The organism is Bradyrhizobium sp. UNPF46, assembly GCF_006658625.1.
GTDB lineage: Bacteria > Pseudomonadota > Alphaproteobacteria > Rhizobiales > Xanthobacteraceae > Bradyrhizobium > Bradyrhizobium nitroreducens.
Window position 1 is genome coordinate 23,608 of sequence record NZ_LFJB01000039.1, and the last position, 24,112, is coordinate 47,719.

21 protein-coding genes are annotated in these 24,112 nt (G+C 65.9%); 10 read left to right on the forward strand and 11 right to left on the reverse strand.

The window, feature by feature from the left end:
- Positions 1 to 109 precede the first annotated feature (109 nt).
- Positions 110 to 550 (reverse strand): MgtC/SapB family protein, encoded by a 441-nt coding sequence (locus tag UNPF46_RS16005; protein WP_100174798.1) that lies wholly within the window; start codon positions 548 to 550, stop codon positions 110 to 112.
- A 135-nt stretch (positions 551 to 685) separates the two neighbouring features.
- The gene (locus UNPF46_RS16010; RefSeq protein WP_142250648.1) at positions 686 to 2,077 is read right to left on the reverse strand and encodes a hypothetical protein; all 1,392 of its coding nucleotides are present in this window, start codon (positions 2,075 to 2,077) and stop codon (positions 686 to 688) included.
- A 171-nt stretch (positions 2,078 to 2,248) separates the two neighbouring features.
- Here UNPF46_RS16010 and glmU point away from each other — a divergent pair, with 171 nt between their 5' ends.
- The gene (gene glmU / locus UNPF46_RS16015) at positions 2,249 to 3,604 is read left to right on the forward strand and encodes a bifunctional UDP-N-acetylglucosamine diphosphorylase/glucosamine-1-phosphate N-acetyltransferase GlmU (protein ID WP_142250649.1); all 1,356 of its coding nucleotides are present in this window, start codon (positions 2,249 to 2,251) and stop codon (positions 3,602 to 3,604) included.
- Positions 3,605 to 3,640: 36 nt separating this feature from the next.
- Positions 3,641 to 3,835 (forward strand): hypothetical protein, encoded by a 195-nt coding sequence (locus UNPF46_RS16020; RefSeq protein ID WP_100174795.1) that lies wholly within the window; start codon positions 3,641 to 3,643, stop codon positions 3,833 to 3,835.
- 8 nt (positions 3,836 to 3,843) lie between these two features.
- On the opposite strand, the gene UNPF46_RS16025 is transcribed toward UNPF46_RS16020, so the two are convergent.
- Complete coding sequence (locus UNPF46_RS16025; RefSeq protein ID WP_100174794.1) at positions 3,844 to 4,062, reverse strand: hypothetical protein; 219 nt, start codon at positions 4,060 to 4,062, stop codon at positions 3,844 to 3,846.
- A gap of 220 nt (positions 4,063 to 4,282) precedes the next feature.
- Between UNPF46_RS16025 and glmS the strand changes: the two genes are divergently transcribed.
- From glmS to UNPF46_RS16040, 3 genes are all read left to right on the forward strand, one after another.
- Complete coding sequence (gene glmS, locus UNPF46_RS16030; protein WP_142250650.1) at positions 4,283 to 6,109, forward strand: glutamine--fructose-6-phosphate transaminase (isomerizing); 1,827 nt, start codon at positions 4,283 to 4,285, stop codon at positions 6,107 to 6,109.
- 84 nt (positions 6,110 to 6,193) lie between these two features.
- Positions 6,194 to 6,964 carry a DUF502 domain-containing protein gene (locus UNPF46_RS16035; RefSeq protein ID WP_142250651.1) on the forward strand — a complete coding sequence of 257 codons (771 nt, stop codon included), beginning with the start codon at positions 6,194 to 6,196 and terminating at the stop codon, positions 6,962 to 6,964.
- Positions 6,965 to 7,067: 103 nt separating this feature from the next.
- Positions 7,068 to 7,925, forward strand: a complete 858-nt coding sequence (locus tag UNPF46_RS16040) for an NAD(P)-dependent oxidoreductase (protein ID WP_142250652.1) — start codon at positions 7,068 to 7,070, stop codon at positions 7,923 to 7,925.
- Between the two features lie 10 nt (positions 7,926 to 7,935).
- Here the strand turns inward: UNPF46_RS16040 and UNPF46_RS16045 are convergent, their stop codons facing one another.
- On the reverse strand, positions 7,936 to 8,457 hold the full coding sequence (locus UNPF46_RS16045) for a P-loop NTPase family protein (RefSeq protein WP_142250653.1): 522 nt from the start codon (positions 8,455 to 8,457) through the stop codon (positions 7,936 to 7,938).
- 128 nt (positions 8,458 to 8,585) lie between these two features.
- Between UNPF46_RS16045 and panE the strand changes: the two genes are divergently transcribed.
- On the forward strand, positions 8,586 to 9,515 hold the full coding sequence (gene panE, locus UNPF46_RS16050) for a 2-dehydropantoate 2-reductase (protein ID WP_142250654.1): 930 nt from the start codon (positions 8,586 to 8,588) through the stop codon (positions 9,513 to 9,515).
- Here panE and recG read toward each other — a convergent pair.
- The 4 genes from recG to UNPF46_RS16070 form a co-directional block, all read right to left on the reverse strand.
- Positions 9,512 to 11,620: an ATP-dependent DNA helicase RecG gene (recG, locus tag UNPF46_RS16055; RefSeq protein ID WP_142250655.1), complete on the reverse strand. Its 2,109-nt coding sequence runs from the start codon at positions 11,618 to 11,620 to the stop codon at positions 9,512 to 9,514. The two genes, panE and recG, sit on opposite strands and share 4 nt — an antisense overlap.
- A 35-nt stretch (positions 11,621 to 11,655) precedes the next feature.
- Positions 11,656 to 12,072 (reverse strand): hypothetical protein, encoded by a 417-nt coding sequence (locus UNPF46_RS16060; protein WP_142250656.1) that lies wholly within the window; start codon positions 12,070 to 12,072, stop codon positions 11,656 to 11,658.
- A 65-nt stretch (positions 12,073 to 12,137) separates the two neighbouring features.
- Entirely contained in the window at positions 12,138 to 12,761 is a 624-nt protein-coding gene (gene prfH / locus UNPF46_RS16065) for a peptide chain release factor H (RefSeq protein ID WP_142250657.1), read from the reverse strand.
- The gene (locus tag UNPF46_RS16070; protein WP_142250658.1) at positions 12,758 to 13,939 is read right to left on the reverse strand and encodes an RNA ligase RtcB family protein; all 1,182 of its coding nucleotides are present in this window, start codon (positions 13,937 to 13,939) and stop codon (positions 12,758 to 12,760) included. Before UNPF46_RS16070 ends, prfH begins: the two co-directional genes overlap by 4 nt.
- 334 nt (positions 13,940 to 14,273) lie before the next feature.
- Here UNPF46_RS16070 and UNPF46_RS16075 point away from each other — a divergent pair, with 334 nt between their 5' ends.
- From UNPF46_RS16075 to UNPF46_RS16090, 4 genes are all read left to right on the forward strand, one after another.
- The gene (locus UNPF46_RS16075; RefSeq protein ID WP_142250676.1) at positions 14,274 to 14,564 is read left to right on the forward strand and encodes an FAD assembly factor SdhE; all 291 of its coding nucleotides are present in this window, start codon (positions 14,274 to 14,276) and stop codon (positions 14,562 to 14,564) included.
- The gene (mfd, locus tag UNPF46_RS16080) at positions 14,561 to 18,079 is read left to right on the forward strand and encodes a transcription-repair coupling factor (RefSeq protein WP_142250659.1); all 3,519 of its coding nucleotides are present in this window, start codon (positions 14,561 to 14,563) and stop codon (positions 18,077 to 18,079) included. The genes UNPF46_RS16075 and mfd overlap by 4 nt, the downstream gene beginning before the upstream one ends.
- A gap of 246 nt (positions 18,080 to 18,325) precedes the next feature.
- Positions 18,326 to 18,535, forward strand: coding sequence for a cold-shock protein (locus tag UNPF46_RS16085; RefSeq protein WP_028144554.1), 210 nt, complete (start codon positions 18,326 to 18,328; stop codon positions 18,533 to 18,535).
- Positions 18,536 to 18,909: 374 nt separating this feature from the next.
- On the forward strand, positions 18,910 to 19,146 hold the full coding sequence (locus UNPF46_RS16090; RefSeq protein WP_097662272.1) for a hypothetical protein: 237 nt from the start codon (positions 18,910 to 18,912) through the stop codon (positions 19,144 to 19,146).
- Positions 19,147 to 19,173: 27 nt separating this feature from the next.
- Here UNPF46_RS16090 and UNPF46_RS16095 read toward each other — a convergent pair whose 3' ends face one another.
- The 3 genes from UNPF46_RS16095 to UNPF46_RS16105 form a co-directional block, all read right to left on the reverse strand.
- The gene (locus UNPF46_RS16095) at positions 19,174 to 20,397 is read right to left on the reverse strand and encodes a GGDEF domain-containing protein (protein WP_142250660.1); all 1,224 of its coding nucleotides are present in this window, start codon (positions 20,395 to 20,397) and stop codon (positions 19,174 to 19,176) included.
- An 86-nt stretch (positions 20,398 to 20,483) separates the two neighbouring features.
- Positions 20,484 to 21,986 (reverse strand): class I adenylate-forming enzyme family protein, encoded by a 1,503-nt coding sequence (locus UNPF46_RS16100; protein ID WP_142250661.1) that lies wholly within the window; start codon positions 21,984 to 21,986, stop codon positions 20,484 to 20,486.
- A gap of 4 nt (positions 21,987 to 21,990) precedes the next feature.
- Positions 21,991 to 23,856 carry an extracellular solute-binding protein gene (locus UNPF46_RS16105; protein WP_181769960.1) on the reverse strand — a complete coding sequence of 622 codons (1,866 nt, stop codon included), beginning with the start codon at positions 23,854 to 23,856 and terminating at the stop codon, positions 21,991 to 21,993.
- Positions 23,857 to 24,112 lie beyond the last annotated feature (256 nt).

Genomic DNA, 24,112 nt, shown 5'->3' on the forward strand with positions numbered 1-24,112 from the left:
CTCTCACGCGCGACCTGGCATCTTCCGGTTCTGCTCGGCCAGCCTGCGCTCGTATCGTTCGGCCAAGGCGAGCAGTTGTTTCCTGATGTAGGGATCGGCCTGGGTGCCGCTATTTCAAGCCCAAGCGACGTTCGACCCAGCCGAGAACGAACAGCACGAGCAGGGTGACCGCGATCGCCGCACCGACGAGCAGCCAGGCGCCGAGCGCACAGGCTATTCCGAGGCCCGCCGCAATCCAGACGGTTGCTGCCGTCGTGAGGCCATGAACCGTCATCGCCTTGCTGTCGTGAAGGATGACGCCTGCGCCGATGAACCCGACGCCCGTCAGCACGCCGGCAACGACGCCCTGGATGACCCTGGAGATCGCATCGGGGTGGTCGCGCAGGTTCTGGAACTCGATCACGGAGATCGACACCAGCGCGGAGCCGAGAGCGACCAGCGCGAGGGTTCGCATTCCCACCGGTTTATCGTTCATGTCGCGGTCGATGCCGATCAGCAGACCTGTTCCCGCCGCGACGAGCAGCCTCAAGACATCATCGAGTTCGTTCATCGGATTCCGCTAGTTCGGACAGGGGCGCCGCCTCAAGCGCGCCGTCAAAGAACGCAAACCTGCTGCAAAAGGGCAGCGCGGGTCGCAGCGTCCGATCGCCGCATGCAAGCGGCTTCCGTTGAGGATGGGGACGTCCTACCGCCGGAAGAAGGACGTCAGGGTCGATGCCGCCGAGGCCGTCTCCGGCTTGGCCGGCGCCGGCTGCGCCGCGGGTGCCGGCGCGGGCTCCTCGCGCCTCGACGAGCGCTTTGAGGAATAGCTGCGGCGGCGCTTGTCCGGCTTCTCGGGCTTTGCGGCGGGCGCCGTCTCGGCTTGCGGGGCCGCGTCCTGGGCCTTCTCGGAGCTCTTCTCCTGAACCCGGTCCTGCGACTTCTCCTGTCCCTTGTCCTTTTCCGAGCCGCGCATCGACAGCCGCTGGCCGTCGAACACGGTGGTCTCGCAGTGACGATCGTTCTCGGCGAGGGTGGCGCAGAACTTTGCGGCGGCAGCAGCGTTGACCATGGGGCCGGCGCCCAGGCGGAGCTGCATGCCGAGTCCGGTGGTGCCTTCCTTGATCATGATGATCGGCCGCAGCGCTGCGATTTCCGGATTGGACTTGGTCACGCCGCGCCAGAGCGCGCGCAGGCCGTCGATCGAATTGGCGCCGCCGAGATCAATCGCGAAACGCGTCTGCTGAACTGCGATCGCGGGAGATTCGCTCTCGGCTGCTTCCGGCGGCTTGGCGGCGGCCATGACGGCTTCGGCCGGAGCCGGCGCCGGCTCTGCCTTCTTCTCCGCGGCCTTCTCGTTCGTCTCGGGCTGAATCAATTTCGACGCAGCCGGATCGGGCGGTGCCATGATCGATTTGGACGGCACCAGCGGCATGGTCGGCAACGCCGAGTTCATGGCAGGCGATTGCTGCACGAGCGAGGCCGCTGCCGCGGTCTGTGGCGGCGGGCTCGTCGGCTCCTTCGCGGCTTCCTTGACCGTTTCCCTGATGGTTTCCTTGGACGCGTCCTTGGGCGTTTCCTTGGGCGTTTCCTTCGCAGCCTCGGTGCGCGGCTTGTCAGCGGAGGAGGTGGGCGTCGAGGCGACCGGCGCGACGTTCGGCGCTGCCGGCGTTGCATCCTGCGGCTTGCCGGCCTGCGGCGGCGGAGTGCTCTGCTTGGCGATGGCGCCGGTGACGGAATCGAGCCCTTGCTCCAGCACGGTGACGCGCGAATAGAGCCGGTCGCGATCGGTGTTGAGCGTCTCGATGGCGGCCGCGAGCCGGCGCGCTTCGTTCTGGCTTTCCTTGGTCAGCACCTGCAGCCGGTCGGCCTGGCGCGCAAGATCGGCGGAGGCGATCTGGTCCCGCCGCCAGCCGAGCTGGGCCTGGTTGGCCATCACTGCGATGGTGACGGCGCCGACGGCTGCCACGCCCCACGAGCCCAGCCGCCACATCAAGCGGCGGTCGAACGCGCTTTCCTCGGCCAAAAGTCCGGAGAACAGTCCGCCGGTCTCCTTGGCGCCGAAGGCATCCGCCAGTGGGTCGGAATCCTTTGCCATGAACGTTAAGTGCCCAGCCCGCAGCTTCCCCGAATCAATCAAGGAACATTAACAGGAAAAGCGTGTCGCACTTGAATTCCGGGCGTTTGCGGGGGTAGCAAGGCGAGAGCATTTCAGGGTGGCCTGCCGCCCGTCACGCCAATTGATTCGGCCGAATCTGACAGGATTTCGATGACCGCCCGTTCCAGCCTCACGATCGTGCTCGCCGCCGGCGAAGGCACGCGCATGCGCTCGAGCCTGCCGAAAGTGCTGCATCCCGTCGCCCAGCAGACGCTGCTTGGCCACGTGCTCGCCGCGGCACCCAAGGGAACCGGCACCTCGCTGGCAGTCGTGATCGGTCCCGACCACCAGGCGGTGGCGGACGAGGCGAAGCGGATCAGGCCCGACGTGCTCACTTTCGTGCAAGCGGAGCGGCTCGGCACCGCGCATGCGGTGCTGGCGGCACGCGAGGCCATCGCGCGCGGCGTCGACGATCTCCTGATCGCCTTCGGCGACACGCCGCTGATCTCGGCCGAGACCTTTGCGCGGCTGCGCGCGCCGCTTGCCAGCGGCGCCGCGATCGCTGCGCTCGGCTTCCGCGCCGCCGATCCCACCGGCTACGGCCGCTTCATCGTCGAGGGCGAACGCCTCGTCGCGATCCGCGAGCAGGCCGATGCGAGCGCTGATGAGCGCAAGATCGATCTGTGCAATGCCGGCGTGATGGCGATCGACGGCCACCGCGCGCTCGAAATCCTCGGGCAGATCGGCAATGCCAATTCCAAGGGCGAATATTATCTGACGGACGCGGTCGAGATCGTCCGCAAGCAGGGATGGGAGTCCGTGGTGATCGAGACCAGCGAGGACGAGGTGCGCGGCATCAACACCAAGGCGCAGCTCGCCGAGGCCGAAGCCGTGATGCAGGCGCGCCTGCGGAAAGCGGCGATGGAGGCCGGCGTCACGCTGATCGCGCCGGATACGGTCTATCTCGCCGCCGACACCGTGTTCGGCAAGGATGTGACCATCGAGCCGTTCGTCGTGATCGGCCCCGGCGTGTCGATCGCCGACGGCACGGTGATCCATTCCTTCTCGCATATCGTCGAGACCAAGCTCGGCAGGAACGTCTCGATCGGCCCCTATGCGCGGCTGCGGCCCGGCACCTCGCTCGGCGACGGCGCGCGCATCGGCAATTTCGTGGAAACCAAGGCGGCGACGCTGGAGGCCGGCGTCAAGGTCAATCATCTCTCCTATATCGGCGATGCCACCGTGGGCGCCAATTCCAACATCGGCGCCGGCACCATCACCTGCAACTACGACGGCTTCAAGAAACACAAGACGGTGATCGGGCAGGGCGCCTTCGTCGGCACCAACTCCTCGCTGGTTGCGCCGGTGAAGATCGGCAATGGCGCCTATATCGGCTCGGGCTCTGTGATCACGAAGGACGTGCCAGACGATGCCATGGCTCTGGAGCGCAGCCAGCAGACCATCCGCGAGGGCGGCGCGGCGCGCTATCGCGAGATGAAGACGGGCGGCAAGAAACCGGAGAAATAAGCTGCCAGGTGGTGCTTCTCGTGCGAGGGGGCGCGCATGGACGACGACAAAGAGGCGTCCGTCTTATTTGATTTCCTCGTCGAGAACGTCATCAAGCCGCCGGGGCGGTGGTTGCTGGACCAATTTGGAGTGCGTCATCCGCATGAGCGGGAGATGGCGGCGCTTGTCACCGGACTGGCGTTCTGGGCGTTCGTCGTCTTCCTCGCGTGCGCCCTGGTTCTGGGCTGGTGAGGTGTCCGCTATTCGTCGTCGGCGAATTCGGAGAAGATCGCGCGGGTCAGGCGCCAGCCGCGCGGCTTGGCGCGCTTCACCGGCTCGCCTTCCGGATGTTTCACGAAGACCGGTTTGCTTTCCTTGCCGCGCTGGGGCGGCGGCCAATGCGCAAGGTGCGTGCCCGAGGTCTCGTTGGCGCGCACATACATCGATGACAGACCTTTGCGGTCGGACGAGCCCTTCATGGCTTTGGTCTCCTGAAGGGAAATCGTTGGCCAAACATGTTGACAACGCGTTAACGCGCGCGGTTTAAGGCCGGCCAATTCGACGCAGCCGCGGGCCAATGCGACGAGACGCTGTCTCAATCAGCAATAATTATTGAGTATCTGGTTCCTTAGTAACTTCGCTAAAAACCGGGCGCGTCGTTTAGGCGATTTTTCGACGATTTGGGGGATAGTGATCCGCATGTGCGGGATTGTCGGCATTCTCGGGCGCGAACCGGTTGCGGAGCAGCTGGTGGATTCGCTCAAACGTCTCGAATATCGCGGTTACGACTCCGCGGGCGTCGCCACGCTCGAAGGCAAGCACCTCGAGCGCCGCCGCGCCGAGGGCAAGCTGAAGAATTTGGAGAAGCGGCTCGAAGCCGAGCCGCTCAAGGGCACGACCGGCATCGGCCACACCCGCTGGGCCACTCACGGCAAGCCGACCGTCAACAACGCCCATCCGCACGCGACCGAGCGCGTCGCCGTGGTCCACAACGGCATCATCGAGAATTTCCGCGAGCTGCGCGAGGAGCTCGAGAAGAAGGGCACGGTGTTCCACACCGAGACCGACACGGAGATCGTGCTGCATCTCGTCGACGATCTCTTGACGCGCGGCAACAAGCCGGTCGAGGCCGTGAAGCTGGCGCTGGGACGCCTGCGCGGCGCGTTCGCGCTCGGCTTCATCTTCGCCGGCGACGACGACCTCATGATCGGCGCCCGCAACGGGCCGCCGCTCGCGATCGGCTATGGCGACGGCGAGATGTATCTCGGCTCCGACGCCATCGCGCTCGGTCCGTTCACCGACACGATCAGCTATCTCGAGGACGGCGACTGGGTGGTGCTGACCCGCAAGAGTGCGACGATTTTCGACAAGGACGGCAACGCCGTCCAGCGCGACAAGATCAAGCACGCGGCCTCGACCTCGCTGGTCGACAAGGCCAACTATCGCCACTTCATGGCCAAGGAGATCCACGAGCAGCCGGAAGTGGTCGGCCACACCCTGGCGCGCTATGTCGACATGGCGACCGAACGCGTCTCGCTGCCGGTCGAGCTGCCGTTCGATTTCAAGAACATCCAGCGCATCAACATCACGGCCTGCGGCACCGCGAGCTATGCCGGCTTCGTGGCGAAATACTGGTTCGAGCGCTTCGCGCGCGTGCCCGTCGAGGTCGATGTCGCCTCCGAATTCCGTTACCGCGAGGCCCCCTTGCGCAAGGGCGATCTCGCCATCTTCATCTCGCAGTCGGGCGAGACCGCCGACACGCTGGCGGCGTTGCGCTATGCCAAGGCCGAAGGCGTGCACACGGTCGCCGTCGTCAACGTGCCGACCTCGACCATCGCCCGCGAGAGCGAAATCGTGCTGCAGACGCTCGCCGGACCCGAGATCGGCGTCGCCTCGACCAAGGCCTTCACCTGTCAGCTCATGGTGCTGGCGAACCTTGCGATCGCGGCCGGCAAGGCTCGAGGCGAATTGTCCGACGAGGACGAGACCAGGCTGGTCCACGGCCTCGTCGAGGTCCCGCGCCTGATGGCCGATGCGCTCACCACCGAGCCGCAGATCGAAAAGCTCGCGCACCGGATCGCCAAGTCCCGCGACGTACTCTATCTCGGCCGCGGCACCAGCTTCCCGCTTGCGCTCGAAGGCGCGCTCAAGCTGAAGGAGATCTCCTACATCCACGCCGAGGGCTATGCCGCCGGCGAGCTCAAGCACGGGCCGATCGCGCTGATCGACGAGACCATGCCTGTCGTCGTCATCGCGCCTTACGACCGTGTGTTCGAGAAGACGGTCTCGAACATGCAGGAAGTCGCGGCCCGCGGCGGCAACATCATCCTGATGACCGACGCCAAGGGCGCGGCGGAGGCGACCGTGGATTCGCTCGTCACCATCGTCCTGCCCGACATGGCCGCGGCTTTTACGCCGATGGTCTATGCCGTTCCGGTGCAGCTGCTCGCCTATCATACGGCTGTCGTGATGGGGACCGATGTCGACCAGCCTCGCAACCTCGCGAAATCGGTGACTGTGGAATAGGCAGAAGGGATATCGGTCCGTCGCGGTCTTCCAAAACCTGCTAGAAGACCCTAGCTTGTGTGCTGCGACCGACCTGGAACCCGAATGACCCCCCGCGACGACGCGCCTGCGCCTCTCGATCCCCTCCCGGAACCGCATACCGGCCTGATGGGCCGTTTCCGCAATTATTTCCTGACCGGCCTCGTCGTCACGGGGCCGATCGCAATCACGCTGTATCTGGTCTGGTGGTTCGTCACCTGGGTCGACGGCGTGGTGCGGCCATTCGTGCCGCTGGCCTATCGTCCCGAAACCTATCTGCCGTACGTCATTCCGGGCTGGGGACTGGTTGTCGCCTTCTTCACGCTGACGCTGGTCGGATTCCTTGCGGCCAACCTGATCGGCCGCACGCTGGTCGATGTCGGCGAGACCTTCCTCGGCCGCATCCCGGCGGTGCGCGCCATCTATCGCGGCCTCAAGCAGGTGTTCGAGACGCTGTTCTCGGGCAAGGGCTCGAGCTTTCGCAAAGTCGGGCTGGTCGAGTTTCCCTCGCCGGGCATGTGGTCGATCGTGCTGATCTCGCAATCGCCGAATGAGGAAGTTGCGCGCAGCCTGCCGGGGCAGGAGGAGCATGTCTCCGTGTTCCTGCCGTGCTCGCCGAACCCGACCACCGGGTTCTTCTTCTACGTGCCCAAGAGCAAGATCGTCGAGGTCGACATGAGCACCGAGGATGCCGCGACCTTGATCATGTCGGCCGGCGTGGTGCAGCCGGGCTCGGCGCCCGATCCGAAAAAGGCCGCGGCACTCGCGGGCATGGCGAATGCCGCGCGCATCGCCAATGCTTCGACGCTTCAGCCCGAGCCTGCGAAGGTGGAGTAGGGCCATTCCCTTGCGGGATGGCCCCGGCCGCGCGCGTGTCGGTATCCTCTGCTAGTCTCCGGTGATCCGGGCACCTTGCCCGGATTTCGACCTGGAGTGCACGATGTCCAAAACCATTGCGATCCTCGCGCCCGGCGCCATGGGCAGCGCCGTCGCCCGCCGCCTCAGCGAACATGGCGCGCGCGTGCTGACGTCCTTGACGGGGCGGAGCGAGGCGACGCGAAAACGCGCCGCGGACGCCGGCATGATCGGCGCCGACGACGATGCGATCGCAGCTGCCGACATCATCCTTTCGATCGTGCCGCCCGGCGAAGCCGTCGCGCTGGCTGAACGGCTGGCCGCGCTGATCGTCAGGCGCGAGAAGAAGCCGATCGTGGTCGATTGCAACGCCGTCAATGTCGACACCGTGCAGAGAATTGAAGAGATCATCGGCTCGGCGCAGGCCCCGTTCGTCGATGGCGGCATCATCGGCTTTCCGCCGCAGCCAGGCGGCAAGAGCCCGGCGTTCTACATGTCCGGCGAGCACGCCAGGGACCTCGTTGCGCTGAGGGAGTTCGGCCTCGACGTGCGCATCGTCGAAGGCCCTGTGGGTGCGGCATCCGCTCTGAAAATGTCCTATGCCGGCATCGTCAAGGGCCTCGCCGGCATCGGCTCCGCCATGGTGATCGCGGCGACGAAGGCGGGCGCGGCGGACGCGCTGCGCGACGAGCTTGCGCTGAGCCAGCCCGCGATCCTGGCCCGGCTCGAGGTCGCGCTGCCGGACATGATTCCGAAGGCCTATCGCTGGGTCGCCGAGATGCGGGAGATTTCCGGCTTCCTCGGCCCCGATCATCCCGCCAGCCAGATCTACGAGGGTTTCGCGAGGTGGTTCGAGCATCTCGCCGAGGACACGAAGGGCGAGGCGGTGGATGCGGCGCTGATGAAGGCGTTCGCTGCGGGGATCGCGCGGACGAAATCCTGATCGTCCGTGCTCACTCGCCGTTCACAGAAACCGAGTCCAGAAAGCCCTGAAGGTCCCGGTCGCGTCTCAGGCGCACGACCGGAACATCGGGGCCATATTGAAGACGCTCGGCCTCGATGACGGGCACGCGCTCGGTGTCGTAGCGCCAGGCTTCCTTCATCAGCTTCCAGTCGAACTGTTCCGGACATCCCTCGGGCAGATCGGGCCGGCTCGTGTCGCGGTCGAAGGCCGAGCGCCAGAGGATACGCCACTGGCAAAGCCAGCGAGGACGGTCGATGACGACGAGAATGTCAGCGCGCGCGATCGTGAGATCGAACGCCAGCCCCGAGAAGCTGCCGTCGACGACCCATGCCTCGCCCGCGATCGCCTCGGTGACGCGCGCGCGAAAGCTGGCCTTGTCGGATGGTGTCCAGCCCGGCCGCCAATAGAGCACGTCAAGGTGCACCACAGGCAGATCGAGCTTTCGCCCGAGATTGAGGGCGAGGCTCGTCTTTCCGCTTCCCTGTGAGCCAACGACGATGATCCGGCGCATGGGCGTAGGGTCTCACAATGGCAGTCGCGGGGAAAGTGTAGGGCGACGCTCGCGATGACGGGGAGGAGACGCTGCGAGGCTCATCTGATAGCTTCTCTGCGGAAGCTGCGTTCTGAATGGGAGTTCGAATGAGAGTTCTGGTGATCGGGGCGGGAGCACTGGGTGGCTATTACGGCGCTCGCCTGGTCCGGGCGGGCCGCGACGTGACCTTTCTGGTGCGCGAGAAGCGGGCCGAGCAATTGCGTCGGAATGGACTGCACGTCGTGAGCCCGCACGGTGACTTTGCCGTGCAGCCGAAGATCATCCTGGCCAACGATCTCAAGGAGCCGTTCGACGTCGTGCTCGTCGGGGTGAAATCCTACTCGCTCGATGACGCGATGGCCCAGTTCGCCCCGGCCGTGGGCGTCGACACGATGATCTTGCCCATCCTCAACGGGCTGAAACATATCGACGCCCTGATTGCTCGTTTTGGCGCGAGGTGCGTCCTCGGCGGCCTCGCGAACGTCAGTGCCGGGCTTGATGCGGATGGTCGTGTCGTTCAGTTCATGGCCAATCAGACCATCGTCTTCGGCGAGATCGAGGGCGCACTGAGCGAGCGCGTGCTCGCGCTGGAGACGCTGCTCCATGTCCCCGGGATCGACGTCCGCGCCAGCGAGGCGATCATGCAGGACATGTGGGAGAAGTTCGTGCAGCTCTCGACGCTCGCCGGCATCACCTGCCTGATGCGCGCGAGCATCGGCGACATCCTGGCCGTGCCCAACGGCGAGCAATCGATCTTCCGCCTGTTCGCGGAATGCTGCAGCGTTGCGACGGCCTCGGGTTTCGAGCCGCGCGCGCCGTTCATCGAGTTCGACCGAAAGCTATTCACGACGCTGGACTCGCCGCTCAAGGCCTCGATGCTGCGCGACATCGAGCGCGGATCGGTCACCGAGTCGGAGCACATCCTCGGCGATATGGCCAGCCGGGCCCGCAAGCTCGGCATTGACACGCCGCTGCTGGATCTCGCCTGCGCGCATGTGGCGGCCTACGAGGTCGGACGGCAGAGGGCTGCGACCTAACCCGCGCCGATCAGCGGGATCGCTTCGTCGCGCTCGTAGAGATACAGCAAGCATCGCAGCGCTTCGCCACGCTCGCCCTTGAGCTTGGGATCGTCCTTGAGGATGCGCAGCGCTTCGTCACGGGCCTGGGTGATGAGCTGACCGTGGACCTCCGAGCGCGCGATGCGGTAGCCGGGCAGGCCGCTCTGGCGCACGCCGAGCACGTCGCCTTCGCCGCGCAGCTTCAGATCTTCCTCGGCGATCCGAAAACCGTCGGTGGTCTCGCGGATCACCTTCAGGCGGGCCTTCGACATTTCGCCGAGCGGCTCCGCGTAGAGCAGGATGCAGGTCGACGCTTCCGAGCCGCGTCCGATGCGGCCGCGCAGCTGGTGCAGCTGGGCAAGGCCAAAGCGCTCGGCGTTCTCGATCACCATGATGGTCGCCGCCGGCACGTCGACGCCGACCTCGACGACGGTGGTCGCAACCAGGAGCCCGATCTCGTGCGCGGCGAACTGGCCCATCACGCGGTCCTTCTCGGTGCCCTTCATCTGGCCATGGACGAGGCCGACACGGTCGCCGAAGCGCTTCTGCAGGCTCTCGAAACGCTTGGTCGCGTTGGTGAGATGCTCGGTGCCCTCGGCCTCGGACTCTTCCACCAGCGGGCAGATCCAGTAGACCAGCTTGCCGGACTCGAGTGCACGGCCGACGCCGTCCATGACCTCGCCGAGCCGGCTCATGGCGACGGCGCGGGTGTCGATCGGCTGACGGCCGGCCGGCTTCTCTCGCAGCTCGGAGATGTCCATGTCGCCGAAATAGGTCAGCACCAGCGTGCGCGGGATCGGAGTGGCGCTGAGCACCAGCACGTCCACGGCTTCGCCCTTGGAGGTCAGCGCGAGGCGCTCGCGCACGCCAAAACGGTGCTGCTCGTCGACGATGGCGAGCGCGAGGTCGTGGAAGATCACGTCGTCCTGGATCAGCGCATGGGTGCCGACGAGCAGGTCAATCTCGCCTGCCGCGAGCTGGGTGATGATCTCGCGACGCTCCTTGCCCTTCTCGCGGCCGGTGAGGATGGCGACGCGCATGCCCGCGCGCTCGGCGAGCGGGGCGATGGTCTTGATGTGCTGGCGCGCCAGGATTTCGGTCGGCGCCATCAGCGCGGCCTGCTTGCCGACCTCGGCCACAGCTGCGGCCGCAAGCAGGGCCACGACCGTTTTTCCAGAGCCGACGTCGCCCTGGAGCAGGCGCAGCATCCGCACGGGTTGTTGCAGATCGCTGGCGATCGCCGCAGCGGCGTCGCGCTGGGAGGACGTCAATGCATAGGGCAGGGCGTCGATGATCTTGCTGCGCAGGTGGCCGTCGCCGGCATTGCGGACGCCGGCGGGGCGGCGCAATTGCGCGCGGATCAGGGCGAGCGCGAGCTGGCCGGCGAGCAGCTCGTCGAAGGCGAGGCGCGACCAGAACGGCCGGTCCGGTAAAATATCGGTCAGCTCGACCGGCTGGTGCACGCGATTGAGCGCCTCAGCGACCGGCGGAAAATTGCAGCGGCGCATCACCTCTGGGCTGATCCATTCCGGCAGGGCCGGCAGCTTCAGCAGCGCTTGCGCAATCGCACGGCGGAGCGAGCCGAGCGCGAGGCCTTCCGTGAGCGGATAGACGGGGTCGATGCCCGACAGCTTCGAGATTGCTTCCTCGTCCAGCACGCGGTCGGGATGCACGATCTGCGGGATGCCGTCATACATCTGCAGCGTGCCGGAGACGTAGCGCTTCTCGCCGACCGGCAGCAGCTTCTCGACATAGCCGGGCTTGGCCCGGAAGAAGGTCAGCACGACGTCGCCGGTGTCGTCGCTGGCATAGACGAGGTACGGCGCGCGCGCGTTGCGGGGCGGAGGCGGGCGGTGGCGATCGACAGTGACCTCCAGCGTCACCATGGTTCCCTGGGCCGCGTCGCGGATCTTCGGCCGCGCCCGGCGGTCGATCACATGGCTCGGCAGATGCAATAACAGATCGACCAGCCGCGGCGTCTCGCTGCGGCTGAGCAGATATTGCAGCAGCTTGTCCTGCTTCGGACCGACGCCGGGCAGGCTGGTCACGGGAGCAAACAGCGGATTGAGCAGGGTGGGGCGCATCAGGGTAATCTAGCTCGGCGTCCTCGCTGGCGGAATCAAGTGGTTCCTTTTTCCATTTTGTGAGCTGCGGCCCGTCTCAAGGAATCAATCGCATATTGTTGCTGCTCGCCGGTCGCGCGCCAATCAACCAATTGGTCTGATAAACCAAGACTTGTCAGAACTTCGTCTATCAAAGACTCAACTCCGAACTCCGCAAGGATAGCGGCGTCGACTTGGACGTACGGCCCATTTGCACCATAGTGATCTATTACGTGTTGGCGCTCGATGAGCACGACCACGCGTCCCGTGGGAAGCCGGAGGCACATTGCACCTGTTGGACCTAGTTCGTCTGTCCAACTCTCGACCTCAAACCCCAGGGATTTTGCAAGTTCGGAAAGCCGTACCTGAAAGCGCATAATCTCATATTCGGGGTTGGAAAACCGATAGTCGAAAACCTGTACCACGTTCGTCATAGTCGCGTTCCAAGGCGGTGAGGCGGGAGCCATAGCGAGGCGCGTCCGGCGCTCGCTAACCTATACTAAAATGCCCGGAAGGCGTTGCCCTTGAAGCGCTTCACTGGTCGCCCGCGTTCCAGGCTGTCGTGCGCGGCATGCGCATCGTTCTGCGCGACGATCGCCGCCATTTCACCTTGCAACCGGAGCAGCGCCTCCAGCCGTTCCAGCGCCAGCGCCTTGTTGCGGTGCTGCGAGCGTTCCTCCCGCACCACGACGGAGAGACCACTCGCCAAGTGCGTGGCCCGCACCGCGCTCTCGGTCTTGTTCTGGTGCTGGCCGCCGGGTCCTCCGGCCCGGAAGGCTTCGAAGCGGACATCCTGGACGGCGAGCGCCTTCGGTGCATCCGGCGCTGCCGGAAGCTCGAACACGCCGATGAACCAGTTTTTCCGCTTGTGATGCGGCCGGACCGGGCTTGGCGCCACCCACTGGATTGCACCGACCCACGGCCGGGCGAACGCCGCCGCGGCCTCGCCATGGATGACGACGATCGCCGAGGCGGGGCCATGCCCGTCGGGCTTCGGTCCCTCGACGCTATCGGTTTCGAGCCCGAGCGCGGCGGCTTCGGCCACCAGCACTGTAACGGCCTTCCGGACCGCGATCCGGCATTCGGCCGGACCGCGTCCGCTGGTGAACAGAAGTCGGATCATCGGCGATCCTCCTTCCACGACCTTTGCCGTTTCGCGTCACCGACCGGGCGGTCGGATGGCGCCTTCTTGAAGGTCACCAGCGGTCGGAACGTCGCCACCACACGCGCCAGGCCGAATTCGACGAGGTCGTCGATCACGCGCTCGATACTCTTGTAGGCCTCCGGCGCTTCCTCTGCGAGCAGGCCGCGATCGCCGCAGACGACGATCCCGCCATATGGATTGCGTTCCAGCCGCGCCACGTCGGATTTCTTGACGCGCACGCGGCCGTGCATCGAAGCGCGGTCATATTTGCGCCCCGCGCCATGTGCGAGCGAGGCGAGGGCCTCGTTTCGCATGCCCGCCAGCGGCTCCACCAGATAGGACAGCGTGCCGCGCGATCCCGGAACCGGCACCAGCCCACGATCAGACGCCGCCGCACCTTTCCGATGCAGCACCATCGCACCGTCACGACGCTCCACCATGTTGTGCGGCAGGTCGTTGACGGCACGCAAATCCGCCCGCGCGGCCGCAGCGGCCCGCTCGGCGATGATGCGCCGGTTGAGCTTTGCCCACCGCACGGCGTGATCATGCGCTGCCAGATAGGCCGCGCCTTGGTCGCCAGTCGGATCGAGCGTCACCTGTCCTTGCGAGAGGACGCGTTCCAGGATCGCGTAACCCAGGCCTCGCGAACCGGAATGGACCAGCACGTAGGCATAATCGCGGTCCAGTCCCGCCTGCGCGGCAATGTCAGGCGCGAGGATGTCCTCGATCGCCTGCAACTCGCAAAAATGATTGCCGCCGCCGATGCTGCCAAGCGAGGCGTCGAAAGTGCTGCCGTGGAGACCGGTCTCAGCCAGCACGCTGGCTGGGTCGCCATCCCAGGGTTGATCGAGCGCGTGCAGTCGCTCGGCCATCTGGTCGAGACGCAGCTTGCGCGCGACGATATCGAGCTGAAACAGCCCCATGCCGCAGCCGATATCGGAGCCGACCAGTTGAGGATAAATCCGATCGGCGAGGACCGCGCAGCCGACCGGACCGTACTTGCCGGGATGGAGATCCGGCATGGCCGCGACCTCCCGGACGCCGGCCAGTCCGGCAACATGTTGGAGTTGAAGCGTGGCATTGCCCTCGATCCAGGATTTGGACGAGGCGAAGACGTGGATCGGCGCGCAGCCGTCCACCTTGGGAGAGGTGCCCATTGTTAAGCTTTCAGCAGATAGGGATCGTCGACACGCGCAGTGAAGCGCGTGGTTTCCCTAACGGCGCGGCCAACGCACGCGCAGTTTAGGCGATGCCCTCGACGGGGCGGCGAGACATGATCGTCATCGAGCCTTCTCCCAGCTGATCGCGCCCGCGAGGCGCGAAATCGGGCAGACACATAGCGTCGAAATTGAAAAGCTGCAAGTCGAAGGGCTGTCCATCCGATTTTGCCTGCACCGGGCATCGGGAATGCTGCTGACATTCGATGGCCCAGGGCCTATATCAACCCCGCCCGGCACGTCCGGGCTTTCTGCGTTTGACTGGATCAGAGACATGACGGGAACGACACGATCGAGCAGCGGCCTGGACGACCGCCGCAAGCGGCTTCTGTTCCGCTGCTGGCACCGCGGCACGCGGGAGATGGACCTGATCCTCGGCCGTTTTGCCGACGCTGAGATCGGCAATCTGTCCGATGCCGAGCTCGACGAACTCGAGGCCCTGCTGGAGGTCAATGATCCCGATCTCTACGCCGCCATCAGCGGCGACAAGGAGCTGCCGGCCGATGTGACGGGTCCCCTGTTTGCCCGCATTAAGGCCTATCCGATCGCGGACGGCCATCTATGAAGCCTGGGTCGAAATCTCCGGCCGAGCTGCTCACGCCCGGCCGCGCGCTGACGCTTGCCAATGTCGCCGAAGGCGCCGAGGGCCTCGTCATCTCCGATCTGGCGCGGACGATCGCGGCGCGGCCGAAGAAGCCGGCCGTCAGCCTTGCCGTGGTCTGCCGCGACGGGCCGCGGATGCAGCAGCTCGAACGCGCGCTGCAGTTCTTCGCGCCCGATCTGCCGGTGCTGACTTTCCCGGCCTGGGACTGCCAGCCCTATGACCGCGTCTCGCCGCATGGCGGCATCCTGGCCCAGCGCCTCACCACGCTGGCGCGGCTCGCTCCGCTCACCGGCAGCGACAAGCCGCTGATCGTGCTGACCACGGTGAATGCGGTGGTGCAGCGCGTGCCCGCGCGCGAGCTCGTCGCGGCACAGGCGCTGTCGGTCGCCCCCGGCAACGTCGTGCCGATGGACACCATCGTCGCCTGGCTCGAGCACAACGGCTACAACCGCTCCTCGACCGTGCGCGAGCCCGGCGAATACGCCGTGCGCGGCGGCATCCTCGACCTGTTTCCGGCCGGCCTCGAGCAGCCCGTGCGGTTCGATTTCTTCGGCGACAGCCTGGAATCGATCCGCACGTTTGATGCCGAGACACAGCGCACGCTGCTCGACATGCGCTCGCTCGACCTCGTGCCGGTCTCGGAATTTCAGCTCGTCACCGACACCATCCGCCGCTTCCGCATGGGCTATGTCGCCGAGTTCGGCGCGCCCGAGCGCGACGACGCGCTGTACGAGGCCGTCAGCGAAGGCCGCCGCCATCCCGGCATGGAGCACTGGCTGCCGCTGTTCCAGGACCGGATGGACACGCTGTTCGACTATCTGCAAGGAGCCGCCGTCGCGATCGAGCCGCAGGCCGAGGACGCCGTGCGCGAGCGCTTCAAGCAGATCCAGGACTATTACGAGGCCCGCCGCGATGCGATGGAGCATCCCGGCGGCGGTGCCATCTACAAGCCACTGCCGCCGGACCGGCTTTATCTCACCGACGAGGAGTGGACCAAACGGCTCGGCGACATTCCGCTGGCACGCCTGACGCAGTTCTCGGTGCCGGCCGACGGGACGAGCGTGGTCGACGCTGGCGCACGCAAGGGCCGCGATTTCGCGCCGGAGCGCAACGACAGCACCGTCAACGTGTTCGAGGCTGTCGTCGCCCACGTCATGGCCTTGCAGGCCCAGCGCAAGAAGGTCGTGATCGCGCTCTGGAGCGAAGGCTCGCGCGACCGCATGACCTCGATGCTGCGCGACCACAAGCTCGCCCACACCACCAGCGTCAACGCCTGGCGGACGGTGCAGGCCACGCCGCGCAACGAGACCATGCTCGCCGTGCTCGGCCTGGAGGCCGGTTTCGAGACCGACGAGATCGCGCTGATCAGCGAGCAGGACATCCTCGGCGACCGCCTGGTGCGGACGCGCAAGGCCAGCCGCAAGCTCGACAATTTCATCTCGGAGATCACGAGCCTCACCGCGGGCGACATCGTCGTCCACGCCGATCACGGCATCGGGCGCTTTGTCGGCCTGCAGACGCTCGACGTCGCCGGCGCGCCGCATGACTGCCTCGAGCTGCATTATGCCGCCGACGCAAAACTGTTCCTGCCGGTCGAGAATATCGAACTGCTGTCGCGCTATGGCTCCGACCAGACCACGGTCGAGCTGGATCGTCTGGGCGGCTCCGGCTGGCAGACCCGCAAGGCGAAACTCAAGAACCGCATCCGCGAGATCGCGGGCGAGTTGATCAAGATCGCCGCTGCGCGCCATCTGCACGAGGCGCCCAAGCTCCTGGTGCAGCCCGGCCTTTACGACGAGTTCTGTGCACGCTTCCCCTATGACGAGACCGAGGACCAGCTCGGGGCCATCGAATCCACGCTGAAAGACCTCGAGCTCGGCCGCCCCATGGACCGGCTGATCTGCGGCGACGTCGGTTTTGGCAAGACCGAGGTGGCTTTGCGCGCCGCGTTTGCCGTGGCGCTCGAAGGCAAGCAGGTTGCGGTTGTGGTGCCGACCACGCTGCTGGCGCGCCAGCACGCAAGAACCTTCACCGAACGATTCAAGGGCTTTCCGGTGAACGTGGCGCAGGCCTCGCGCCTGATCGCGGCCAAGGAGCTCAACCTGGTCAAGAAGGGCATCGCCGACGGTTCGGTCGACATCGTCGTCGGCACCCATGCACTGCTGGGCAAGGCGATCAAATTCCGCGATCTCGGCCTCGTCATCGTCGACGAGGAGCAGCACTTCGGCGTCACCCACAAGGAACGGCTGAAGGCGCTTCGCGCCGAGGTGCACGTGCTGACGCTGTCGGCAACGCCGATCCCGCGCACGCTGCAGCTGGCGCTGACCGGCGTCCGCGAGCTCTCGATCATCGCCTCGCCCCCGGTCGATCGCCTCGCGGTGCGCACCTTCGTCGCCCCGCACGATGCCCTGATGATCCGCGAGGCGCTCTTGCGCGAGCGCTATCGCGGCGGGCAGGCGTTCTACGTGGTGCCGCGCATCGACGACCTCGCCGAGGTCAAGGATTTCCTCGACAAGAACGTGCCGGAGATGAAAGTCGCGGTCGCGCACGGCCAGATGCCGCCCGCGGTGATCGAGGACATCATGACCGCGTTTTACGACGGCAAGTTCGACATCCTCTTGTCGACCACGATCGTCGAATCCGGCCTCGACATTCCCAACGCCAACACGCTGATCGTGCACCGCGCCGACATGTTCGGCCTCGCCCAGCTCTACCAGCTCCGTGGCCGCGTCGGCCGCTCCAAGCTGCGCGCCTATGCGCTGTTCACGCTGCCGGCGCAGCAGAAGATCACCGCGCAGGCCGAGCGCCGGCTCACCGTGCTGCAATCGCTGGAGACGCTGGGGGCAGGCTTCCAGCTCGCCTCGCACGACCTCGACATCCGCGGCGCCGGCAATCTGCTCGGCGAGGAGCAGTCGGGCCACATCAAGGAGGTCGGCTTCGAGCTGTACCAATCGATGCTGGAGGAGGCGATCGTCAACCTCAAGGCCGGCGTCTCCGAACCCGCCGCCGACCGCTGGTCGCCGTCGATCACGATCGGCATGCCCGTGCTCATTCCGGAGGATTACGTCGGCGACCTCTCGGTCCGGCTGTCGCTGTACCGGCGCCTTGCCGATCTCGACACCGAGGAGGAGATCGAAAACTTCGGCGCCGAGATGCGCGACCGCTTCGGCGTGCTGCCGGACGAGGTGCGCTACCTGTTCAAGGTCGCCGCCATCAAGGCGTTCTGCCGCCGGGCCAATGTCGAGAAGATCGACGCAGGCCCCAAGGGCGCCGTCATCGTCTTCCGCGACAATTCCTTCGCCTATCCCGATCGCCTGGTCACCTTCATCCGCAGCTACGGCCAGGCCGCCAAGGTACGCCCCGACATGAAGGTGGTGTTCCTGCAGGACTGGGAGACGCCGGAAGAGCGGCTCGCCGGCACGACGGAGATCATGCGCCAGCTGGCGCAGCTCGCGGAGAGCAAGAAGGCGGCGTGAGCGCCATCTTGCAGAGGCGATGCAGCTTGAATCGTTGCGTCGCCTCTGGATTCGAAAATAATGACATATGGCCACTTGCGAAATGATTGAGCAGGAGCCATATTCATTTTATCGAGTTTCGGCCGAACGACTTGGCCTCGCCGCTCACAAGCGCGCCTGACTGACGACCCTCCCTCCAGATCTCGACGACACCGAACGCGCTTTTCAGCGCGGTCAAACGCTTATCTATCTTAAAGGACGACCCCCATGACGACGGGAACTGTGAAGTGGTTTAACAGCCAAAAGGGTTTCGGATTCATTCAGCCCGACCAGGGCAGCCAGGATGTGTTCGTTCACATCAGCGCCGTTGAACGCGCCGGCATGAATACTCTGAACGAAGGGCAGAAGGTTTCATTCGAAATCGTTGCAGACCGCCGGACCGGCAAGTCTGCTGCTGAAGATCTGCGCGCCGCATAGGCTGTCGCAATCGACATGACGTTGCTTTGACCACGGATGTACTGGCAGAGCTTCGGATCTCTTGGCCCGCGACCGTTCACCGGCCGCGGGTTTTTTGCACCTGTGACCGCCTGATCGCGAATGCCAACAGTGGCGTTTCGCGCGAAGATACCCATATAGATTTCATGACCAATTGGCAGAAGTCGACCACGCGACAAGCACCCAAGACCAAGGCAGAGCTCCGCCTGATGCTGACAGAAGCGGTCTGCAATACGCAACCGAGGTCCGAGTCAGAGCGAAGATCGAAAGCCAGGAAGATCGCGGCCGGGACGGCTCGCGCCGATCCAGCGTCCGGGGTCGCCTTACCGGTTCGCTGAGTCGCGAGAAAGAGCAGCATGCGCAAACTTCCCCAGCCCACCGAGCAAGAGCTTCGGGAGGGCCCTCAGGCGGTGTCCTTCCAGATCGCGAACGGGAACACGCGGCAGCGCTGTATTCTTCAAACAAATTTCCCGACCAAGGTGCAGGCGCAGAGATACCTTTTGACGAACTGGCCGGCCGTCGAGAAGATGGCGCGCGACGCTCTCGCGATGGGGATTGTCGAGGATGGCCAGATCAAGCTCATGATGGTCTGAGCGGTTGAGGCGCGACGGCTGCGGTTGCTACGACGCCGCCCGCGTCCCGTCCGCCGACAGCCGGGCCAGCAGCGACCTTGCCGTATCCGACGGCGACAGCGAGTCCACGCTGACCACGGGTTCGCTGCGCATCTCATGCTTGCCGTTCGAGGTGTGGCGCATCACGGCCGATAAGCGCCGCGCGATCATGTGCGCGGTGCGGAAGTCGGTTTCCGCGAACACGACGATGACCGAACCGTCCTTCTGCGCCGCGCCGAAATCCATCTGCCGCATCAGGCGGCTGAGGATGCGCGCGGCATCGAGCTGGGCGCGGGAATTGCCGGGGTCGAAGGCGAAGCGCGCGACCGACAGACCGCCGCCGCGGGCGAGGGCCTGCTCGACCGCCTTGGCAAAATCGCGGGCGAAAGCTTCGACCGTCAGAAGGCCGCTGCGCGGATCGAGCCAGCCGCCGGCATCGATCGAGCGCAGCGTGCGGCTCAACTGGGCTTCCATGGCGTGCTGGCGGATCAGGGGCAGCGCATTGGCCGCGACCTTGGCCGGCTCTCCCGGGATCAGCTCGAGATTGGGCAGGTCGTAACTCTGCGTCAGCTGGTGCGCGGTAACGACGACCGGCAGGCTGCGGAAGCGGGTGTCCTCGGCGAGCACCGTGAGGAAGGCGTCGGTGACGCGCGCGGTAAAACCTTCGGCGAGCACGACGCCGTCGAGGTCACGGGTGTTGAGATGTTTTGCGGCGGCCTCGATCGAAAGTGCGCCGACCACGCCGACACGTTCACCCAGTGCGACGGAGAGTGCGGGATAGGCCGCGCCGCGGCCGATCAGCAGCACGGTGGCATCGCGTGCGGGATCGCCTTGGGGCAACGCGACCTTCACTTCAGGCAGCCGGCGCAGCACCGTGGCATGGAGGGTACGCACGCGCAGGGCGGCGCGAAGCCGTGCGATCAGCCGGTCGGGATTGCCACCGCGCGTGGAGAAGGGCAGGGCGTTGTGGGGCAGCGTGCTCGCCGCATCCACGGTCACGAAGGGCAGGTAAGGCGACTGGTCGGCGATCTTCCTTGCGAGCGGCGCGATATGCGGCTCGTGTCCGCCGGACATCTGGGCGAGAACCACGGCCGGCTGGACCTGCTCGACCGCGCGCGCTGCGCTGGCCCATTCGGTGTCGACGACGGGAAACAGCCGGGCCTCGTCCAGCGCCGCAATGAAGGGCGGCCGTTCGGCATTGGACACAAACAGGATCGGGCCCGCCTGGGACATTCGACAAACTCTGATCACGCGACAGATGCCGCGCAATCTAGTTTGGCCGCCTTAATGCAGCGTCAACGGAGGTGGCGAAACTGCGTCTAGGTGGGGCCGGAGCGGTCGCGAAAAGCCTCGACCATCAGGGGGTTAAGCCCGAGCTCGCTGAGCGCCTCGCGGGCCCGGGCATTGTCCTGGGCCCGCCCGGCCAGCCTGTGTCCGGACAGCCGATCGGGCAGCGCGGTGAGGAGGGCGCCCTGACCGAGCCGGCGGGCCCATTCCTGGAGATCGTTGGAGAGGAAGCGATAGCCGCCGACGGCCATGATGCCGGAGGGCGGTGCGGTGATGCAGATCGCCCCGCTCGGACGGTCGAGCCGTGCGGCGTAGCCGGTGTCGACATAGTCGCGTGGCGGCTGTGCGATCAGCGTGTCGCCGACCGGCTGCGGCGGGGCGTAGGCCGCGATCGGCACCATCGCGCCGCGCAGACCGAGCGTGCCTTTCGGCGTCAGCAGGATCTCGCCGGCGATGGAGGAGCCGGATTGCTCGCGCGGGGCGCCGTGCGGCCCGGGCATGACAGGCACCGGCATGCCGTCCTCGCCGCGGCGGGCGCCGAACAGGCCGGCCTCGCCGAACAGATAGACGTCGGTCAATGGCGCGTGCGGGGCGATCCAGGCATCGCTCGCCGCCACCTGCTCCGGCGCGCGCCAAAGGCCGATGACGTTGCGCAAGGACGGCATCCGCGCCGCGAGGTCCGAATCGCCGAGGCGCAGGGCGAGCTGCGCGGGCGCGATCAGCACCTCGCATTCGTGCTCGTTGATCTGCTGCTCCAGCACGTCGTTCTCGAAGGGATGATGCAGCGCCAGCGCGCCGCCCGAAAGCAGCCACACCGCGAGCGAGGAGGCGAGGCCGGCGAACGACATCGGCGCGAGCGCCGCCATCAAGGTCGCGCCCTGCCTGATGTCGGCTTCCAGCGACATCGCAAGACCACCGGCGATCAGGCTGAAGTGCGGCCGCGGCACCGGGCGAAAACCTTCCGCCGTGACATCGAAGGAGATCATCGCCGCCTTGCGGCCGTCCTGGATCACCGCACGCGTCAGGCCGGGCGGGCGGGCCAGCACCTCGTCGAGCGAAGCCATGCCTTCGGGCAGATCGGTGCCGAAGCCGCAGACATGACGGATCGAGAACGCTTCGGCGGCCGCGTGCATCGCGAGGTCGGCATAGCTGACGCCATCGACCGTGCTCATGGTGACGATGGCGCGCGCCGCGGTGCGGTTGAGCGCGGCGGTCAGTTCCGCATGCCGCCACAGCAGCGGCAGCACCGCGACGACGAGGCCTGCGCGATGGGCGGCGAGCACGGTGAGCACGAACTCGACCGTAGCAGGCAACTGGATCGCGATGACGGAATTGGCCGGCAGGCCCGCTTCGACGAAATAGGCCGACAGGGCCTCGATGGCCGTATCAGCCTCGGCATAGGTCATCCGTCGCGGCTGATGCCCGGTCACGCGGGCCTTGTTGAGGGGATCGAGCAGGGCAGGCGCGTGCGGCTGCCGCATCAGCGTGCGCTGAAACAGCGTGTCGAGCGTCGGCGATACGGCTGGCTGGTTCACGGCGTCACTTCGCTGGAATCGCTGGAGGCTGCCCCTTCGACCACCATGTCTCGGGCAAATAGCCCGAGAGCGAGGTGGTCCTGGGTCGTTCTATCCGATTCCAGCGCGCGATCCATTGCTCCGATACGTTAAACAGGGGGATTGTGTAGAAGCCCGCGATCAAGGCGCGGTCGAGCGCCCGCACCGACGAGACGAATTCCGTATGTTCACGGGCCTCGAGCAGGGCGGCGATCATGGCATCGACCGCCGGATCCCTGGCGCCCATGTAGTTGCGGGTTCCCGGATTGTCCGCGGCAGCGCTGCCCCAATAGAAATATTGCTCGTTGCCCGGCGACAGCGACTGGTCCCAGCGGTTCTGGATCATGTCGAATTCGAATGCGAGCCGGCGCTGGTCGAACTGCACGGGATCGACCGATCGCACGCTCGGCTCGATGCCGGCGCGTTTGAGGTCGCGCTGGAACGCGAGCGCAATGCGCTCCTGGTCGCGGGTCGTGACCATGATCTCGAACGTGAAGGGCGCCTTGGTCGCGCGGTTGCGCAGCACGGTGCCGTCGAGATCGTAGCCGGCCTCGGACAGCAGTTTCAGCGCCGCGCGAAGCGTGGTGCGATCGCGTCCCGATCCATCGGTCACGGGAAGGCGGTAACTGCCGTCCATGACGTCTGCCGGAATTCGATCGGCGAACGGCTTCAGGAGTTCACGCTCGCGCGCGTCCGCTGGCTGGCCATAGGCCGACAGGTCGGAGCCGGCGAAATAACCGGCGACGCGCGAATAGAGCCCGAAAAAGTAGCTGCGGTTGACCAGCTCGAAATCGAACAGCAGCGTCAGCGCCTGGCGCACGCGGATGTCGGAGAAGATCGGACGGCGCGTGTTGAACACCAGGAATTCGGATGGCTGCGGCAGGCCCGGCTTGACGGTGTCGCGGATCACCTCGCCGCTTCTGGCGGCTGGAAAATCGTAGCCGTCATGCCAGCGCAGCGGCTCGTGCTCGACGCGGAAATCGTAGAGGCCACGCTTGAAGGCCTCGAACTGGCCGTTGGCCTCGCGAAAATAGTCGAGCCTGACCTCGTCGAAATTGTAGAGCCCGCGGTTGATGGGCAGATCGCGGCCCCAATAGTCGGGATTGCGGGTCAGCGTCACGCTGGCCCCGGGCTTCACGGCCGTGACGCGGTAGGGACCGGAGCCAATCGGGCTCGTCAGCGTCGTCTCCTCGAAAGTCGCGACGTCGACGGCATGCTTTGGCAGGATCGGCATCAGGCCGAGGATCAGCGGCAGTTCGCGATCATTGGCGCCGGCGAGATCGAACCGGACGGTGAGGGGATCGGGAGCGTCGGCCTTGGCGACCTTGGCGTAGTACTGCCGGTGGTTCGGCCGGCCGTGATCGCGCAGCAGCTGCCAGGAGAACAGCACGTCTTCGGCCGTGACCGGCTTGCCGTCGGAAAAACGGGCGCGCGGATCGAGGCGGAACGTGACGAAGCTCCGCTCGTCGTCGGTTTCGACGCTCCTGGCGAGCAGGCCATAGAGCGTGAACGGCTCGTCGTTGCCGCGCGCGAGCAGGCTCTCGACTACGTAGCCCCGCATCTGCTGCACGGCCAGTCCCTTGACGATGAAGGGATTGAGGCTGTCGAAGGTGCCGAGAACACCCCAGGTCAGGCGGCCGCCCTTGGGGGCATCGGGGTTGGCGTAGGGCATATGGGTGAAATCGGGCGGCATCGCCGGCTTGCCGTGCATGGCGATGGCATGGGCTTCCCCGGCCCGCGCGGTCCCCATCGACACTCCGCCGCCGAAAGCCAGGACAAGGGCCGAGGCCAGCAGGGCCGAGACGCGAACGCGGACACCGGGGCCCTCGAAGCGGCGTTGGAACATGAACATCAGCACACGTTGATTCGAGGACCGGCTCGCCTCGAATCCTATCACAGGGAATTTCACCGGGCTCAGCTGCGGACGGGGCCAAAGGCGCTTGTCGGCATTGATCTTTTCGTCGGCCACGTTAAGAAGGCACCCAATCGCGCAAGAGCGTCGAGCCCGTCACTTATCCGCCTCAATTGACGGGGAGAGAGCCGCGCCCAAGGCGGCCAGGTTCGGCGCTTCGGAGCGGTTCGGGCACTTCCCGTTCAGAAAGGGTTTT

Coding starts and splice junctions, on each gene's coding strand:
- UNPF46_RS16040 (WP_142250652.1), top strand. CDS start 7,068: ATGTCCAAAACCATTGCGATCCTCGCGCCCGGCGCCATGGGCAGCGCC.
- UNPF46_RS16105 (WP_181769960.1), bottom strand. CDS start 23,856: ATGTTCATGTTCCAACGCCGCTTCGAGGGCCCCGGTGTCCGCGTTCGC.
- UNPF46_RS16075 (WP_142250676.1), top strand. CDS start 14,274: ATGACGGGAACGACACGATCGAGCAGCGGCCTGGACGACCGCCGCAAG.
- prfH (WP_142250657.1), bottom strand. CDS start 12,761: ATGATCCGACTTCTGTTCACCAGCGGACGCGGTCCGGCCGAATGCCGG.
- glmU (WP_142250649.1), top strand. CDS start 2,249: ATGACCGCCCGTTCCAGCCTCACGATCGTGCTCGCCGCCGGCGAAGGC.
- mfd (WP_142250659.1), top strand. CDS start 14,561: ATGAAGCCTGGGTCGAAATCTCCGGCCGAGCTGCTCACGCCCGGCCGC.
- UNPF46_RS16090 (WP_097662272.1), top strand. CDS start 18,910: ATGCGCAAACTTCCCCAGCCCACCGAGCAAGAGCTTCGGGAGGGCCCT.
- UNPF46_RS16005 (WP_100174798.1), bottom strand. CDS start 550: ATGAACGAACTCGATGATGTCTTGAGGCTGCTCGTCGCGGCGGGAACA.
- UNPF46_RS16045 (WP_142250653.1), bottom strand. CDS start 8,457: ATGCGCCGGATCATCGTCGTTGGCTCACAGGGAAGCGGAAAGACGAGC.
- UNPF46_RS16020 (WP_100174795.1), top strand. CDS start 3,641: ATGGACGACGACAAAGAGGCGTCCGTCTTATTTGATTTCCTCGTCGAG.
- UNPF46_RS16070 (WP_142250658.1), bottom strand. CDS start 13,939: ATGGGCACCTCTCCCAAGGTGGACGGCTGCGCGCCGATCCACGTCTTC.
- panE (WP_142250654.1), top strand. CDS start 8,586: ATGAGAGTTCTGGTGATCGGGGCGGGAGCACTGGGTGGCTATTACGGC.
- UNPF46_RS16060 (WP_142250656.1), bottom strand. CDS start 12,072: ATGACGAACGTGGTACAGGTTTTCGACTATCGGTTTTCCAACCCCGAA.
- glmS (WP_142250650.1), top strand. CDS start 4,283: ATGTGCGGGATTGTCGGCATTCTCGGGCGCGAACCGGTTGCGGAGCAG.
- recG (WP_142250655.1), bottom strand. CDS start 11,620: ATGCGCCCCACCCTGCTCAATCCGCTGTTTGCTCCCGTGACCAGCCTG.
- UNPF46_RS16085 (WP_028144554.1), top strand. CDS start 18,326: ATGACGACGGGAACTGTGAAGTGGTTTAACAGCCAAAAGGGTTTCGGA.
- UNPF46_RS16095 (WP_142250660.1), bottom strand. CDS start 20,397: ATGTCCCAGGCGGGCCCGATCCTGTTTGTGTCCAATGCCGAACGGCCG.
- UNPF46_RS16025 (WP_100174794.1), bottom strand. CDS start 4,062: ATGAAGGGCTCGTCCGACCGCAAAGGTCTGTCATCGATGTATGTGCGC.
- UNPF46_RS16035 (WP_142250651.1), top strand. CDS start 6,194: ATGACCCCCCGCGACGACGCGCCTGCGCCTCTCGATCCCCTCCCGGAA.
- UNPF46_RS16010 (WP_142250648.1), bottom strand. CDS start 2,077: ATGGCAAAGGATTCCGACCCACTGGCGGATGCCTTCGGCGCCAAGGAG.